General features: G+C 55.7%; 14 protein-coding genes and 3 tRNA genes. 9 read left to right on the top strand and 8 right to left on the bottom strand.

Features of this window, described 5'->3' with window-relative positions; genetic code table 11:
- The first annotated feature begins 47 nt into the window (after positions 1–47).
- Positions 48–236, top strand: a complete 189-nt coding sequence (locus ACTWLJ_RS20725) for a hypothetical protein (RefSeq protein ID WP_445178248.1) — start codon at positions 48–50, stop codon at positions 234–236.
- Here the strand turns inward: ACTWLJ_RS20725 and ACTWLJ_RS20720 are convergent.
- Positions 220–1,359: a glutathione-independent formaldehyde dehydrogenase gene (locus tag ACTWLJ_RS20720; protein WP_401209552.1), complete on the bottom strand. Its 1,140-nt coding sequence runs from the start codon at positions 1,357–1,359 to the stop codon at positions 220–222. The two genes, ACTWLJ_RS20725 and ACTWLJ_RS20720, sit on opposite strands and share 17 nt — an antisense overlap.
- Positions 1,360–1,608: 249 nt before the next feature.
- On the opposite strand from ACTWLJ_RS20720, the gene ACTWLJ_RS20715 reads away from it, so the two are divergent.
- From ACTWLJ_RS20715 to ACTWLJ_RS20685, 7 genes are all read left to right on the top strand, one after another.
- The gene (locus ACTWLJ_RS20715) at positions 1,609–2,583 is read left to right on the top strand and encodes a ribonuclease Z (protein WP_445178247.1); all 975 of its coding nucleotides are present in this window, start codon (positions 1,609–1,611) and stop codon (positions 2,581–2,583) included.
- 113 nt (positions 2,584–2,696) lie between these two features.
- Positions 2,697–3,377: a polysaccharide lyase family 7 protein gene (locus tag ACTWLJ_RS20710; RefSeq protein WP_445178246.1), complete on the top strand. Its 681-nt coding sequence runs from the start codon at positions 2,697–2,699 to the stop codon at positions 3,375–3,377.
- 39 nt (positions 3,378–3,416) lie between these two features.
- Positions 3,417–3,605: a hypothetical protein gene (locus ACTWLJ_RS20705; protein ID WP_445178245.1), complete on the top strand. Its 189-nt coding sequence runs from the start codon at positions 3,417–3,419 to the stop codon at positions 3,603–3,605.
- 83 nt (positions 3,606–3,688) lie between these two features.
- Positions 3,689–3,910 carry a hypothetical protein gene (locus tag ACTWLJ_RS20700; protein ID WP_445178244.1) on the top strand — a complete coding sequence of 74 codons (222 nt, stop codon included), beginning with the start codon at positions 3,689–3,691 and terminating at the stop codon, positions 3,908–3,910.
- Between the two features lie 149 nt (positions 3,911–4,059).
- Positions 4,060–6,675: a bifunctional diguanylate cyclase/phosphodiesterase gene (locus ACTWLJ_RS20695; RefSeq protein WP_445178243.1), complete on the top strand. Its 2,616-nt coding sequence runs from the start codon at positions 4,060–4,062 to the stop codon at positions 6,673–6,675.
- A gap of 74 nt (positions 6,676–6,749) precedes the next feature.
- Positions 6,750–7,346, top strand: coding sequence for a paraquat-inducible protein A (locus ACTWLJ_RS20690; RefSeq protein WP_445178242.1), 597 nt, complete (start codon positions 6,750–6,752; stop codon positions 7,344–7,346).
- Positions 7,343–8,002: a paraquat-inducible protein A gene (locus tag ACTWLJ_RS20685; RefSeq protein WP_445178241.1), complete on the top strand. Its 660-nt coding sequence runs from the start codon at positions 7,343–7,345 to the stop codon at positions 8,000–8,002. The genes ACTWLJ_RS20690 and ACTWLJ_RS20685 overlap by 4 nt, the downstream gene beginning before the upstream one ends.
- Here the strand turns inward: ACTWLJ_RS20685 and ACTWLJ_RS20680 are convergent.
- Complete coding sequence (locus ACTWLJ_RS20680) at positions 7,987–8,478, bottom strand: DUF2269 family protein (protein ID WP_445178240.1); 492 nt, start codon at positions 8,476–8,478, stop codon at positions 7,987–7,989. The genes ACTWLJ_RS20685 and ACTWLJ_RS20680 overlap by 16 nt on opposite strands.
- A 1-nt stretch (position 8,479) precedes the next feature.
- Positions 8,480–9,607, bottom strand: a complete 1,128-nt coding sequence (locus ACTWLJ_RS20675) for a saccharopine dehydrogenase family protein (protein WP_445178239.1) — start codon at positions 9,605–9,607, stop codon at positions 8,480–8,482.
- Between the two features lie 261 nt (positions 9,608–9,868).
- On the opposite strand from ACTWLJ_RS20675, the gene ACTWLJ_RS20670 reads away from it, so the two are divergent.
- Complete coding sequence (locus tag ACTWLJ_RS20670; RefSeq protein ID WP_445178238.1) at positions 9,869–10,330, top strand: hypothetical protein; 462 nt, start codon at positions 9,869–9,871, stop codon at positions 10,328–10,330.
- A 238-nt stretch (positions 10,331–10,568) separates the two neighbouring features.
- Here the strand turns inward: ACTWLJ_RS20670 and ACTWLJ_RS20665 are convergent.
- The 5 genes from ACTWLJ_RS20665 to pgsA all read right to left on the bottom strand — a co-directional run bounded on the left by ACTWLJ_RS20665 (position 10,569) and on the right by pgsA (position 16,141).
- A tRNA-Leu gene (locus ACTWLJ_RS20665) sits at positions 10,569–10,655 on the bottom strand.
- A gap of 319 nt (positions 10,656–10,974) precedes the next feature.
- Complete coding sequence (locus ACTWLJ_RS20660; RefSeq protein ID WP_445178237.1) at positions 10,975–14,376, bottom strand: glycosyltransferase; 3,402 nt, start codon at positions 14,374–14,376, stop codon at positions 10,975–10,977.
- A 949-nt stretch (positions 14,377–15,325) separates the two neighbouring features.
- Positions 15,326–15,399 (bottom strand) — tRNA-Cys (locus ACTWLJ_RS20655).
- Between the two features lie 45 nt (positions 15,400–15,444).
- Positions 15,445–15,520, bottom strand: a tRNA-Gly gene (locus ACTWLJ_RS20650).
- Positions 15,521–15,580: 60 nt separating this feature from the next.
- Positions 15,581–16,141 carry a CDP-diacylglycerol--glycerol-3-phosphate 3-phosphatidyltransferase gene (gene pgsA, locus ACTWLJ_RS20645; RefSeq protein ID WP_401209526.1) on the bottom strand — a complete coding sequence of 187 codons (561 nt, stop codon included), beginning with the start codon at positions 16,139–16,141 and terminating at the stop codon, positions 15,581–15,583.
- Positions 16,142–16,167 lie beyond the last annotated feature (26 nt).

Here is a 16,167-nt window from a genome sequence, read left to right as displayed (position 1 = left end):
TTTAACCAGCGTCCGACGTAACCGCTGGAAACGAATCGAACCTTGGCATGAGCGTTTTCGTCGATCAGATCCCTTGGATTGATCGAGATACGCTTGAACACCCGAAGGGTCCCCGGCTGGGCAAAAACGTCCTGAGCCAGTTGAACTGGCAACCCCTCCACAACTTCGAGGTTGCCGACGTGCGTGCACCAATCACGGAATACCTGCAAGTTCTGGCCATCAACCGCCCGGCTTGAGCACGACCTTGGTCCAGCCATTTTCGCGGGCATCGAAATGTTTGTAGGCGTCAGGGCCCTCGTCGAGGGTCAGACGGTGAGAGATGATCTGCGAAGGCTTGGCGCGACCGTGATGGATCAACTCGCCGAGACGTCGGTTGTAGGCCTTGACGTTGGCCTGACCGGTGCGGATCTGCTGGCCCTTGAACCAGAACGCGCCGAAGTCGAAGGCCATCTTGCCCTGCTTCGCCAACTCGTTTTGCGCCTTTGGATCTTGCGGAACAAACACGCCAACTACCCCAATACCACCGGTGGCTTTGGTCGAGGCGACGAGGTTGTTCATGGTCAAGTGATTGGCTTCGTGACCATGTCGGTCACAGCATTGATAACCCACACACTCGCAACCGCGATCCGTGCCTTTGCCGTGGGTTAGATTGAGGATCTGATCGACCGCCTCCTTTTCCACCGAGTTGATTGGCGTGGCACCCAGTTGTGCAGCCAGTTTCAACCGATCTGGATGATCGTCGACGACAAAAACCTGCGACGCGCCCTTGATCATCGCCGAGTGGGCTGCCATCAAACCGACCGGTCCCGCACCATAGATCGCAATGCTTTCACCGGGCAGTAATCCAGCGAGTTCGGTGGCGTGCCAGCCGGTGGGAAAGATGTCGGAGAGCATCACATAATCTTCTTCACGCTCCTGTGCGTCTTCCGGCAACACCAGGCAATTGAAGTCGGCGTAAGGCACTCGTAACAACTCAGCCTGGCCGCCCTGATAAGGGCCCATCTCGGCGAAACCATAAGCCGCCCCGGCGCTGCCCGGGTTGGCGGTCAGACAGAAACCGGTAAGGCCTTTTTCGCAGTTCTCGCAGAAGCCGCAGCCAATATTGAACGGCAAGCACACACGGTCGCCGACCTTGACGCGCTCGACGGCGCCGCCGACTTCGATCACCTCGCCCAGATTCTCATGTCCGAACACGCGTCCTTGCTCAAACGAGGTCCTGCCCTCGTACATATGCAGGTCGGAACCGCAGATATTGGTAGTGGTAATACGCACCAGAACGTCGGTTGGCTTCTCGATTTTTGCATCCGCGACGTTCTGCACGCTGACATCCCGCGGGCCGTTATAGACGATTGCTTTCATGTTGTTCTCCCATTGGCCGGACGAAGGAAAATTTCGTCTGCTCAGACTTATCTGTGTGAGCACAAGGAGCCTGCGTTCCAATATTTCGGGCCAATTAGTGACGAGCGGTTAATCGATACGCAACACGTCAGAACCCCGGAATCTTTTGCTGTCAGCGTTTTCTCTATCGGTTTGCTGTGTTCCGGCGACGAAACCAGGGAAGCCCTGCCGAGCAAGCGCAGTAAGATGGCTCGGAACGGAGGATCAATCATGGATCTGTTATTTCTCGGCACCTCGGCCGGAGTGCCCACCCGCAATCGCAATGTCAGCGCCACTGCCCTGATCGAATCATCGGGTCGGGGCTGGTATCTGGTGGATTGCGGTGAGGCGACCCAGCATCAATTGCTGCGTACGCCATTGTCGCTCGCTGAGCTGCGAGCGATTTTCATCACCCATGTGCATGGTGACCACTGCTTTGGCTTGCCCGGTTTACTGGCCAGTGCGGGAATGTGCGGGCGCACCAAACCGCTGGAAATCATTCTTCCGGGCGCATTGCATCCATGGTTGCTGCTCAGTCTGGCGGCCACCCAGTCTTTCCTGCCATTCGAGCTTCATTTGCACGACGTCGATACTCTGAAGGAGTGGCGCAATGGCAACGTGAAAGTCGAAACGGTGGCCCTGTCGCATCGCGTTCCTTGTCATGGCTACGTTTTTGATGAGATCAATCCTGAACCGCGCCTCGACCTGCAACGCCTCGAGGCCGACGAAGTGCCGCGCGGTCCGATCTGGGGCGAACTGGCGCATGGGCGGGACGTCGACCATGCGGGGCGGCGGTTTTGCGCCGAACATTATCAGTGCCCCTCGCGCCCCGCTCGCCGGATCATAGTCTGCGGTGACAATGACGCTCCGCAACTGTTGGCCGACGTTGCAGGCTCAGCGGATGTGCTGGTGCATGAAGCGACTTTCATTCAGTCCGCCATCGATCGCGCCCGCGCCAGTTACGGCCACAGCAGCGCTGCCGCAGTGGCGCGGTTCGCCGAGTCGGTGGGCCTGCCCAATCTGGTACTGACCCACTTCAGCGCTCGTTATCAGCCACATCCCGAGCGCAGCCCTTCGATTGAAGATGTGCGAGAAGAAGCCGCCACGCATTACAGCGGACGGCTGATTCTGGCACGCGATCTACAGCGGTATCACATCGACAAGACAGGTTGTTTGCAACCGGTAGAGACCGAGCGCAAGCGATAACATCCTCCAGACCATTCGGCAAATCCGCCGGAACGACTTCTTCTCGATGGCGTCAGCCAAGTTAGGCTCAAGGTGCCGGTGCACCTCGCAGACGTGAACAGATGGAGGTCTTTATGCCTGTTGATATCAGTCGCTTGATGATTACCACTCCTGTCCCGGTTTCAACCACCAACCCCATCGCTTTGGAATTAATGGGCAATGATGCGCTGGTGCGAATACCGGAATTTGTCAGCCGCCTGCCGGATGGTTCGATCCGTTTCAGCGCGCCCACGCTCGGCGCGTCGAGCAAAAGCACCCACCGCACCCGTTGCGAGTGGAAGGAGCCAATCTACTGGAGCCTGGCCAGTGCCGCGTTGCATGTGAACCGGCAGCGCATGACCCTGACGCAGGTCAACTCGGCGCAGAAAGTGGTGATTGCGCAGATGCACGTCAAGGACGACGACAGTCCCGCGATCAAGGTGTTCTGGAACAAGAACAAGATCACTTGGGGATTTCGCGCCAGCTTCAATCAGACCGAGCCGGTCAGCAGCACCATCATCGGCAACGTCGGCCTGAACACCCCGATAGACATTGAAATCAATGTCACCGGCACTGGTCGAGTGGTGATAACCATCACCAACAATGGCTTGACCACCTCGACACCACCCGCGCAACTGGACAACAACTGGGCCGCGCAGAATTTCGACTTCCATGGCGGCGTTTACAACCAGATCGATTACAGCGCCGATACGCTGGCGAGTGATGCTTCGGTCTGCATTATCCATGACCTGCAGCTCGTTCACGGCCAAGGCTGAAAGCCAGAGATTACGAGACAACCCCAAAGAGGTGAACGCATGAAAACGCCCCACACAACTGACCAGACCGAACACACCACCGATCAGCCAGAAAACCAGCTGCATATTCAGGAAGGCGAACCCGGACTGACCGATGATCAACGGGTCAGTCGCGAGGATGACGACCGCCAGGACGGCGCCAGAGTCGAGCCCGGACCGGCTGATAAAGATCGGCAACCGAAGCGGTGAATGATGGCTGCCACGCGTCGGATTGGCTGAACATCGGCGCTACACAGGTTTTCTACCGATCACAATTCGTGGAATCGCTGCCAATGTATGAAGATCGAAAACTGCAAGCGCTGGAAACCTGGCACAAGCTTCTGGAACATCCTGAAATCCGGATGAACGCCGAAGAACAGTACGAAGAGTTACTGCGGCTGGCGGATGAGTATCTGACGCAGGGATTCATTGACCGAGACGAGCGCAAGCAACTTGTCACTGAAGCGACAGATCGCTACGCCGCAGCCGTCGACGGTGTAGGTGGAGGCACTTAGCTGACCGCAAGTTGATTGCACTGGCAACGTGGCCAGCCTCGGTGAAGCGCTGCTACGACTGCGAGGCTATGCCTCAGAATGCTCAATCGGTTTGAACGCTACGCGGATGCTATCTTCTAAACGTTGGGTACTCGTTAAAGGCAGAGACAATGGATGCTTCCGCTCTTACCGCTCGCGTTTCCTCCCCTAGGCAAAGTGCCGTTACCAGACGCCTGGCTTTTGCAGTCGGCCTGCTGTTTATTGCCGGTGTCACAGCAGCAGTTGTTGCCTTGCTGACCATTGCCAGCCATCTGGATTCGGAAGATGTCCGCGAGAACCAGTTCTATTCGGCTCGCGCTCTGGAAAACCGCATTACCGCCTCCAAAAACTACATCACCAGCTATGCCGACTGGACGACCGCGTTCGAACGCCTGAGCGGTCCGGTCGATACGACGTGGGCCTACACCGACCAGAACATGGGAAAAACGCTGTTTACCAGCGACGGTTATGACGGCGTGTTTGTGCTCGACCATCAGCGGACGAAATACGCGATGATCAGGGGACAACTGGTCCAATCCGATATTTCTGCGTTTGTTCAAACTTCGGCGTCCTCGTTGTTGGATCAGGTACAAAACCAGGCGGATATCACCAAGCCAATCAGTACCTACTCGTTGTTCGAAGGATGGCCCGCGCTGATCACCGCTTCGGCGATTCTGCCCAACGACGAGCGACCGATAGCCGATTCGAAGACAACTTCGGTTCTGGTATTCGTCGATAAGTTGACTCCGACGAAGTTGCGCGCACTGGGCAGCGCCTATGGCCTGGACAATCTAAACCTTGCACCGGACGAAACCATCGACGAAAAACAACCTCGCGTCCCGCTGGACAGCACCGGATACAGCCTCATAGCGGATCTTGAGCGTCCGGGACGCCAGTTGCTCTGGTCATTACTGCCCACCCTGAGTGCAACGATGGTGGTGCTGATGTTGCTGACGGCCTATTTCTTTCGCCACGCGCTGCGCTCTTCCCGATATGTCGACCGCAGCTTTTCGGCCATGCAGTCGACCAATCAGGCACTCGAGGCCGCCAATCAGGCGCTTGAAGCCAGCGAAGAACGCTTTCGGGCGGTTGCGGAAGCGGCTTCCGACTGGATATGGGAAATCGACAAGCAACAGAACATCACTTACCTGTCCGGCCGCTTCAGCGCGGTCACCGGTTTTTCTGCCGAGCAATGGCTGGGGCGCAATCTTGAGCAATTGTTGTCTTGCGATACGACACCGCTTTCGCTGTGGCTCGGCAAGATGACCGAAGACGCCAATGCCAGCGACCTGCGCTGCACCTATCGCGACCATACCGGGCAGACGCGTTATTGCCGGGTCTCCGCGAGACCGATTATCGACAAGGACATCGTGGTCGGTTATCGCGGCACGGCCAGCGATATCACCGATGAAGTGGCCGCTCACGCGCAAATCCAGCATCTGTCGATGCACGACGCACTGACCGGCCTGCCCAACCGCAACAAACTCGCGCGTTTTCTCGAAGACGCATTGCTGCTTAAAGAACACGCCTCGCCGCTGTCAGTGTTGATGATTGATCTGGACAACTTCAAACCGATCAACGACTCGCTAGGTCATCCTGCCGGCGACGCGGTTTTGCAGGAGGTCGCAGGACGTCTGCGCGAATGTACCCGCGACCACGACCTGGTCGCGAGGCTGGGTGGCGACGAGTTTGTAGTGGTGCTGAGCGGAATGGACAGCCACAACGAGATCGACAAATTCTGTACGCGCCTGATCGGCAGCCTGCATCAACCCGTGATGCATGAAGGCAAGGCTCTGCACATCGGTGCGAGCGTCGGCATTGCCCTCAGCAGGCGCCAGGGATTCATGCCCAGCGAACTGATTCGTTGTGCGGACATTGCGCTGTATCAGGCCAAGTCGGATGGCAAGAACACCTGGTGCTATTTCGAGCCGCACATGAGCGACCAGATTCAGACTCGCCGGCAACTTGAGGATGATCTGCGCCGCGCGATGACCCGTGATGAACTGGTGCTGCATTACCAGCCGCGCTACAAGGTCGATGGCAAGGAAATCGTTTCCGTGGAAGCGCTGGTCAGGTGGCAGCATCCAACGCAGGGCTTGCTGGGTCCTGACTTGTTCATTCCGCTGGCGGAGCAAACGGATCTGATCGTACCCCTGGGGCGATGGGTACTGCGCGAGGCGTGTGAAACCGCGCTGACCTGGCCAGACGACGTGATGTTGTCGGTCAACTTGTCTCCAGCCCAGTTCACCCGCAGTGATGTAGTTGAAGACGTGCGTGAAGTCCTCGTCAACACGCGGTTTCCGGCCAGCCGACTTGAACTGGAAATCACTGAAAACGTCATGCTCAACGATACCGAGGGCGCATTGAAAAGCATGAACTCGCTAAAGGAGCTGGGTGTTCGCTTGAACATGGACGACTTCGGTACTGGCTATTCTTCGCTGGGCTATCTGCGCGCCTATCCCTTTGACGGGATCAAGATCGACAAGCGCTTTATCGCCTCCATCGGCAGCGGCGAGAATGATCGCGCGGTGGTGCAGGCGATCATCGGGCTCGGCAAGGCGCTGGGGCTGACAGTCACGGCCGAGGGCGTGGAAACCGAAGAGCAACTGGGCATTCTCGGCGAGGATCAATGCCAGGAAGTACAGGGTTACCTGATGAGCCGGCCAGTGGACAAACAGGCGTTTTCGAGACTTTTGCAAGCATCACGGCAAGCCACAGTTGCAACCGCGGTCAGGGCGAAACACTGAAAACTTGCCGAATGACCGTGCACTCCTATATTCATAGGCATCTGTATATCCATCGATGCTCGACGAGCGCGTCCATGCCAAGCCCCGACCATTTGATTATCTGCGAGCACTGCGACTGCGTTTACGAAAAAGTCCCGCTCGCCAAACATCAGAAAACCCTCTGCGTGCGTTGCGGCGGCGTGCTTCAGCGCTTCAATGGTTTGACTGTCGAACAGCGTCTGGCGCTGAGTTTTACTGCTGCGGTGCTGTGGCTCTTCGCCAACTTCTATCCAGTGATGAGCATCAGCATGCAAGGCCTGAAAAACAGCGCGACACTGTGGGACTCGGTGCTGGCGTTGAGTCAGGGACCGATCACCTTCATGGCCATGGTCGCAGCGATCTCGATCATCATCGCCCCGGCGTTCCAGCTGGTTCTATTGATTTGGGTATTGAGCTACGCCCTCTCGTCGCGCCGGGCTCCGGGCTTCAAACTGTGTATGCGCTGGCTGGAAACGCTGCGTCCGTGGAGCATGTTGGAGGTGTGTCTGCTGGGGGCGATGGTGGCGGTCTTCAAACTGGCGGGGCTGCTCGATGTGCTGCCGGGTATTGGCCTCTTCGCGCTGGCGGTGCTGAGCCTGATGATGATCCGGATCGCCGGCCGCGACATTCGTGATCTCTGGGACATTCTATGAGCCGGCCGCCGACTGCAAGCGAACTCAACCTGTGTCTATGCCACAGCTGCGGACTCGCCTGTGACATGAGCGACGAGCCGCACCAATGTCCGCGCTGCGACGCTCCGCTGCATCGACGCAAAACCAACTCGTTGAATCGCACTTGGGCCTACATGCTTGCCGCACTGGCGTTTTATGTACCAGCCAATCTGCTGCCGGTGATGAACACCACCATGCTCGGCAACGGCGCCGACAGTACGATCATGAGTGGCGTGCTGGAGTTTTGGGAAGGCGGTGCGTGGGACATCGCGCTGATCATCTTCATCGCCAGCATCGCGGTGCCAGGGATCAAGTTTGTCGCCCTATCGCTACTGCTGATCACCGTGCAACGCGACAGCGCCTGGGCACGCAAGCAGCGTTCGAAGTTGTTTCGTTTCGTCGAGTTGATCGGTTATTGGTCGATGCTCGATGTCCTGGTGGTCGCGCTGGTCGCAGCGCTGGTGAAATTCCAGACCTTGGGGGATATCGAGCCGCGACCGGGCATCCTGTTTTTTGGGTTAGTGGTGGTGTTTACGATGCTTGCTGCGATGAGTTTTGATCCTCGGCTGATTTGGGACAATCAACCCGCTGAAGAGGACTCGGATCAACTCACGGCTCAAGTTCAGAACAGCAACTGAAACATCTGCCACGGAGTCATCTTCATCACCATCACCAGTACAATCACAAACATCCCGGAAAACCCGACAACGCCCATCCAGAACCACTTCAGATAAACAGACCGGTACTCGTCATCAAGCCCCTGCCCGCTTGCAGCCGCAGCCGAACTCAAGGCATGCAAGCGTGTTTGCAGTCTCAGCACCGGTAACCAGATCGTCCCTATACACAGATAGATGATCAATGAGGTCATGACCCAGTCAGTGGTCATGGGCATATCGGCAACTTTCACCATCAGCCCACCCGACAGGATCTGAATGAAGCCTGCCGGCGTGGTGATCCAGGTATCGAATCGAATGACCATTTTGGCGACATGCGCGATCACTTGCGGATTGCCCGTTCGACTTGCGGCGATCAAATACAGGTAAGAGCCCATGCCGAAACCGAACAGGAAAATCGCCGCGATGATGTGGATGTATTTCAGGCTCAAATAGAGCATGTCAGCGCTGCCCGTCAGAAAAATCTACGGACAGGCTCAGGTTCTCTGGATCGTTGATCGCAGCCATGTACTCATTGACGCTGATTTCACCCACGCACGGTCGCGCGCCAGGTTCAGGCAAGTACCCTTTGAGCATTTTTTCCGCGAGGGCAACCGCAGCGCAGCTCGGGATTTCCGGGCCTTTATCGTTCAGCGCGGTGAGTTGAGCGGTCATCGACAATGGTTTGCCTTCGATCCCGAGGCCTTTGATGTCGATGTACATCGCACTTTTACCATCGCCGAAACGCTCAAACCAGATACCCAGCCGATGCAGTCTCCCGGCCCACAGGACGTGATCTTTAACCAGTCCTGTCCTCAGCGCCTGAGCAAGCAGGTAATTGGCAACGCCGCCAAGCTTGAGGCCAGCACCCGCCTTGAAACTTAGCGTCTGGGCGCCATAGCGGCTGGCAAAAATATCCATGTCCGGCACATCGACATTGGCCAGCACGCGAGAGCCCAGATCTTGCATCTTGCGCAGGGTCAGATCCTGCCAGCCCAACACTTCGTGCACTTGGCCATTCTTGAGCTGTTTGATCGGTTTGCCTGCGTAAGCCAGTACGCCTTCAATGGTCGATAGACCCGGCATTTTCGCCGAAGAGGAAATGCCATGCTCGATGGAGTCGATGCGCGAAAAGCGATGACGATGCTGATCGATGATGGCCGACGATAGCGTCGGCACCGAGCTGCAACCGCTTAGAATCGCCACTCCCGCCTGTTTCGCCCGCGCATCGAGTGCGCTCACGCCGTTAACAAAGGTGCGGCAATCCGACAGGTCGCAATAGTTCACACCAGCGGCAATGCAGTTTTCGGCAACCGCGTACGATTGCCCCTGAAACGGACCGCCGGTGTGGATGACCAGGTTGATGTTCATCGCACTCAGAGCTGTCTTGAAGTCAGCTCCCATTGCATCGCCACACCAGCCTTCGCAGTTTGCGCCTGATGTGGAACTCAGCTCATCGACTTTGTGTTGCAGCTTTACCGGGTCTCGACCAGAGAGCAGCAGAACGATGCCTGGCATCATCACCAAATGCTTGCACACAATACTGCCGAAATTGCCGTAGCCTCCGACCACCATCACCCTGAACGTCATTCAATTCTTCCCTAAAAACTCGATGGCACCGCGATCTTACTTGATGCTTGGCTCGCGGAGGCGCGAGCTTCTCTGATATCAGGTAGCCACGCAAGTGACGCTGCCACCCTCGCCCTATATGTCGATGATCGCGCGCAAAGCAGACCAATGCCGCGACCTCGTTGCTCACCCGACCCAATAACCCGAAAATACGCCAATACCGTGCAACGGCACGGAACCACCGCAGCAGCACTTACGCCATAGAAGGCAGGAGCCAGAATAATGTTGGAACACATGTGGCGCAGCATCCACTCCCCGGGCTACTTCCCCAACGTACTGGAGTGGATGATCCATATTCTCCTGAATCCTGTCATGGTGATTATGTGCCTGATGGTCGGAGCGCTGGCCGGTAAATGGTGGAGAGCATTCTTATACGGCAGCCTGATTTGTTATGTGATATTCCTGAGCCGATCGTCATTTTATCGGTGGGAAAGCATTTTCCCCGAAGCCGGTCTGCCTGCGCTGGCGATCGTTGGTGCACTCCTGGCCCTCCTTGGCTTCTATCTGAAAGGCGTACTCAGAACTCGCTCAGAAGCAAGACCCGAAGGCCACTGGCTGCGCAAGCTATATCAGAGCCTTAAAGTCGTCATGCTGACAGTCATGGTGATGTTCTGGGTAGTTGTCGTGCTGTTTGTCTTGGTCTTTACCATCTCGGTCGCTACCCAACCTTCGTTGGCGCACTGATCGACCTCCGGCTAGTTAGGACCGTTATGGCCTGAACCGGGTTCTGCAAGGAAAAACGCAGGCAAGGCAGAGAATCGAAGTCACGGGTCAATGGAAGGGTTTGATTGATCGAATCATTGCCCGGAAGCCTGGACATTGAGTCCGCTCGGGCCTGGAGTTGCGAACCAGTGTCAAAATTGCGACCCGGAAACAAACAAGGGTTTGCATTAGCTTTCGCTCGCAAACCCTTGATTTTAGATGGTGCCCGAAGCCGGAATCGAACCGGCACGCCCTTACGAGCGGGGGATTTTAAGTCCCATGCGTCTACCAGTTTCGCCATTCGGGCGGTAGCGCTGTGTTGCAGAGGGGGAAATATATACATCAGTTCCCGGTGAAGCAAGTTTGCGATGGCTGATTTCAAGACTAAATCTTGCAGCGCACTGCAAATAAAAAAGCTCCGTAAATCATGGATCTACGGAGCTTGTTTATAGTGGAGGCCGAGGTCTGAATCCAACTGGCGTCAGCGGACTTGCAAACCACACTATAAATTCAAGCAGATCAATAGGTTAGCATCAAATACGTTTCGTAGGCTACTGATCTTTAACGGCATCCGGACCGAGAACCCCAAAGGAAAGCTTCGGGGTTGCGTAGCGCGGTCCTCTTGGTCAATCCGGCAGCCAGGCGTTTCGCCATGCCAACAGATGTTCGTCCTTGAGCACCCAGTTATCGAGTACCACATTGCGCAAAGCATCTCCGGCCTTGGCGCTGGCATCGGGTTCGGCGAGGTGTTCGCGAATCGCGGCAATCCAGTATTGCGATTTGTTCTTGACCCTCGTCACCGGGAAATCGTCCCGGTAACAGAGGATGTCTGAGCAAATCACGGGGAAACCACAGGCGCCATATTCCAACAACCGTAAATTGCTTTTGCAAATGTTGAAAAAATTGTCCTTCAGAGGTGCCAAGGCCAGGTCCAGGTTCAAGCCAGCCAGTTTTGCCGGGTAATCTTCGATCTTCACCCCCCTATGGAACTCATGAACATAGGGGCGAAGAGCCTGTGGGCACATACCCATGAACACCCATTCAACCTCCCCTGCCAGCTCGCGAACCACTTCGGCAATGACTTGCAGGTCGCCGCTGTGACTTGAGCCGCCTGCCCAGCCGACCCTTGGCTTGCGGCCTTGTTGGCGATGGCTGGTCAGGTCACTCCACCAATGGCTTGGCAGACGGTTTTCCACCACCCGGATGTCAGCGTTGAAACCCTTCAGCGCATTGGCCAGCGGCTGAGTCGATACCACCAGCCGATCGCACAGCCCTACGGCTTTCTTCAAGCGTTTGGCGATGTCTTTAGGAAGTAATTCGAGATTTAAGTTACCGGCGGGTACGTCAAGAATGTAGTCATCCAGTTCGTAAACCTTGAAGGCATTGGAGAACGACTTGGCGTCCTGCATAGACTCCAGGTCAGGCGTTGCGTATTGCTCCTGGAAAATGATCGTATCCGGCGCCATGCGCTCCAGTTCCGTCGGTTGAAGTCCCTCGTCGGTCACCCACCCCCCGATCAGTTTCGCGGCTTTCAGGGCAGCGAAGGGCTGACGCACCCGATAATGTCCGCAGCCGAAAGAGTCGAGGGGATGGCACAACACATGAGGCAACTCACGACTGGCGAACGGGTGCCAGTCAGTATCGCGGTAGTATTTGGAGGAGAAGCCGCTACCCTCCAAGGTCAGGTTGCGGTTGTAGGCCGGGTCGCTGGCGATTTGCGCAAGCCAACGCTGGTACATCACCGACTGTTCCCGCTTGAACCGCTTGCGCTTGGCTTCTTGCTTGGTCGTGTCGACCTTGTTCTGGCTCACGCTGGCTTCATGAACCAGCACCGCGTACGGCGTCCAGACAATCAATCGCCCAGCCTGGCCGACTTTCAGGCACAGATCCACGTCGTTATAGGAAATGGCCAGGCCGACCTCGTCCATTCCACCCACTTGCTGGTAGAGCTCGGTGCTAATCATCAGGCAGGCAGCGGTTACAGCGCTGTAGTTCTGATCAAGATGCAAGCGATGAAGATATCCGTTGGACTGCATTGAGTCGCCGATAAACGGGTGGTCTGCGACGCCACGCAAACCCAGCACCACGCCTGCGTGCTGAATAGTGCCATCAAGGAATAACAGCTTGGCGCCTACTATCCCCACTTCCGGCCGCTGGGCGTGATGGAGCATCGCACTAATCCAGTCGCCATCAATGATCGCGGTATCATTGTTGAGCAGTACAAGGTATTCACCACGGGCATGGCTGGCGGCAAAATTATTAATCGCCGCATAGTTGAAAGGATGCGGGTAACGCAGGATGCGTACTTTGGGGTTATTCAAGTGCTCCATACCGTTGAACCAATCCCGGGCCTCGGCGGTTTCACTGTTGTTATCAACGATGATCAGTTCGTAATTTGTATAGCTGGTTTTCTCCATGATGCTTTCGATGCAGCGAAGCAGCATCGCCAGGCAGTCCTTGGTAGGAATAAGGATGGAGACCATTGGCTGTTCCGCGTGTTGGTAGATCACACGGTTAGCCATTGGCAAAGGTCCGGCCTGCAGCTCATGAGCCACGCCCAGTCGCTGCAAGTGCGCCTCGACGATGGCCGCCGAGTTCGCGATAACCTGGGGCTCACCGAGCCACTGGGAGAAGTTGATTGTCTGGTGCACCAGCACATCAGCAAGGTGCCCAACCGTGCCCAGTCCATGAGTTTCAATCAGCCGATAAAGCAAGTCATGGGGGGCCAGTTCACTGAAGGCGGGATCAAAGCCTTCTGCAGCCAACGCGGACTCGCGACTGAAGGCCAGTGCGCGGCCGACATACGGATAACTGCGCAACATATCCAGGTTCAGATCTGGCTTGAATACCGGGTCTTGGCAGCCGGTAGCGGTCAGTGAGTCTTCATCGCTGTAGCAAACGCTGACGCCGGGATTCAGGGCAATGCCTTCGGCCAGTAAAAGCAGTGCGTGGGGATCAAGTTCGTCGCCGCCCCGCAGCAGATAACACCAGTCAACATCAATGTCCTGCAACAGCTCGTTAAGCTGGCTCGGCCAGGATGTAGCCAGCGGCAGCCAGACAAGATTAGCCGCCGGTGTCACCCCTACTGGCTCGGCATTAGAGAGCACCACGATCGCCGCCGCCCCGTAAAGCTGGCGCTCGATGCTTTTCAGGCTGGAACGCAACAACCCGATGTCGCCAGTGGTATCAGTTAACACCAATAACACGTCCGGCTGCCGTGTCCAGCTCGCTAGCCGCGCTGGTAACCCCTCAATCTCGACAGCAGCCAGTTGCCGAGTAGCTAACCAGCGCCGATAAAGGTCAATACTGCGCTGCTGTCGGCCAACATTGGCCAGCACGCCGAAAAAAAGCGCTAAAGAGTGTGCCAAGGTACCGTCGAGCTGACCGCATTCAGTTTCGAAATCTTTCTCCGCCAGCTGAATACGTTTCAGGGGCGCAAACATTTCCACGCGCGCCATGAACATGGTGCCAGCAAAAAAATCCGCCTCGTCGATTCCCTGTGGATCAATGCCCGCTCGCTCGGCCAAAGTGACAAGCAACGTGTAGTTGATTTTATTAACGTACTTGGCAACTGGCAGCTGGTATCGCGGAGTACCCAGCATTGGAGCGAGCATCGGGTCGCAAAGGTGCTCTAGCGATCGGCGAAAACGCACCGGGTTGAGCAGGTCATCGAAAAGTTCAAGGCCCCAGTCGCTCTCCGCGCCCAGGTGCACCGAACGCTTGGTATGCAACTTGACCAGCGTATGGATGTTATCGGCACGCAAAAAGGGCAGCACCCTCAGAAACGGCAGAACGTCCCTTCCGTGGTTAGATACCCGGTATAGCGAATAACTCAATCCGCTGGCCTCTAGCTGAGCACATACCCCATCATCATGTCCGGCCACGCAGGTTACGTAGAGATGCAGTCGCTCGGGCAGCCTGAGCAAACGAACCAAGATGTCTCGTAGCACTTCGGGATAATACGCATGGATAACCACACCTACTGGCGGCTCACCGTCTTCAAGTGGTGGCTGCTGCGCAACCAGCACTTCGCACCCATTGAGCAAGTCCGGGCTGCTGCCCGAAATGACTGGCTGAACTTCAGTAGTCTGGCAAACAGATTGGGTTATTGGTGGAATTATCATGTTTAAACCAAATTAAATAGAGGGCGAAAATAGAGCATCGCTGGATGCGCCTTCTCAGCGGAGGCGATCGTAGGTATCCGCTTTAGTGACAGCACTGCCCCATCGCTTGGCAAAAAATAATCGACAGTAAACGAAGCTCTCGCAGCTGTTCGCAGCTTAACAACGACGGCACTTTATCCTCTGAAGGCGTCTTAAAATTCGTCGGCGAGTGTAAGCACCAGATCTTTAATGTCGGCAGTGGCGGCATTTTCTTCAAAAATCATTTCACATCCAAATGATGTCGCCTGCATGGCGCGCTTCAAAGGCTTGGATAAGGCCACTAATACTTTAACGACAGCATAATTAATAGCCCATATGAAATCTCGCCCCTGATCCGATTATCCCGCTGTTAAAGCGGATGCCACTCCAGGGCACGTCCGTACCCATGAATATCCATGAGTGAAAAATGTCAAAGCGCAGACTTTCGTATAAATGCAGCGATTGGCAACGGTGAAGACTAACCAACTGAAAGAACTTAAAGCGTGCTCGTAATCTTGTGGGTCACAGTGGTGTAACTTCATTTTGCGATAGCTGGCACGCCACCGAGACCACCGTTGATCCTGCGAGTAATTGCTTTGACTTCATTTTGAGACTGCAGAGCAGGTTTTTGGATAGTCGGGATGACCTGATTGATCAGAGATACGGCCATGCGAAAGCTGGCAACGGATTTTGAAGCAGCATTGATCAAACTCTAAAAATCTTCCGTTCTTAAGCAGCCGAATGGAGGAGCATCTGCAAAAATTTGCGGAACACCCCACTTTTTCGCAGGCAATAAAAAACCCCGTAGATCACTGATCTACGGGGCTTTTAATAGTGGAGGCCGAGGTCGGAATCGAACCGGCGTAGGTGGATTTGCAATCCACTGCATAACCATTTTGCTACTCGGCCTCAAAACGATCGCTGTCAGTAGCACAACAACAACCGCGTACAAATTGGAGCGGGAAACGAGACTCGAACTCGCGACCCCGACCTTGGCAAGGTCGTGCTCTACCAACTGAGCTATTCCCGCTTGGTGATGCGCATTCTATAGAATTAAGAAGGCTCGTCAACCCCTTGATTCAAAAAAGTTTTATTTCTTTTGAACGTCGGTCTTCAGATGCGGCCAGGCAGCGCGCAGGTATTGCACCATCGACCATAACGTCAGGCCAGCCGAGATCATCAACAAGGCATAACCCAGCAGGACCCAGAGGCTGAAGTCCCGTGGACTACCCAGCAGGATCACCAATGCAAGCATCTGCGCTGCGGTTTTCCACTTGCCAAGATTGGAGACTGCAACATGAGCGCGAGCACCCAGTTCGGCCATCCACTCACGGAGTGCCGAGATCACAATCTCGCGACCGATGATAACTGCGGCTGGAAGGGTCAGCCAAAGGTTGCCATGTTCCTGCACCAGCAGCACCAAAGCCACTGCCACCATCAGCTTGTCGGCGACCGGATCGAGAAAGGCTCCGAAAGGCGTGCTTTGCTCCAGTCGACGGGCCAGATAACCATCCAGCCAGTCCGTCGCCGCCGCAAAGGCGAAAACCGAGGCGGAAGCCATGTAACTCCACTGGTAAGGCAGATAGAACAGCAAAATGAAGATCGGGATAAGCAGGACGCGTAGAACGGTAATCAGATTAGGGATATTCATCGGCACAACTGGCTACGAGGTGAGTT

It is taken from the genome of Pseudomonas sp. McL0111, from assembly GCF_052567255.1.
Note: the sequence above shows the minus strand (reverse complement) of the source record. Positions and strands in the feature narration are given on the sequence as shown.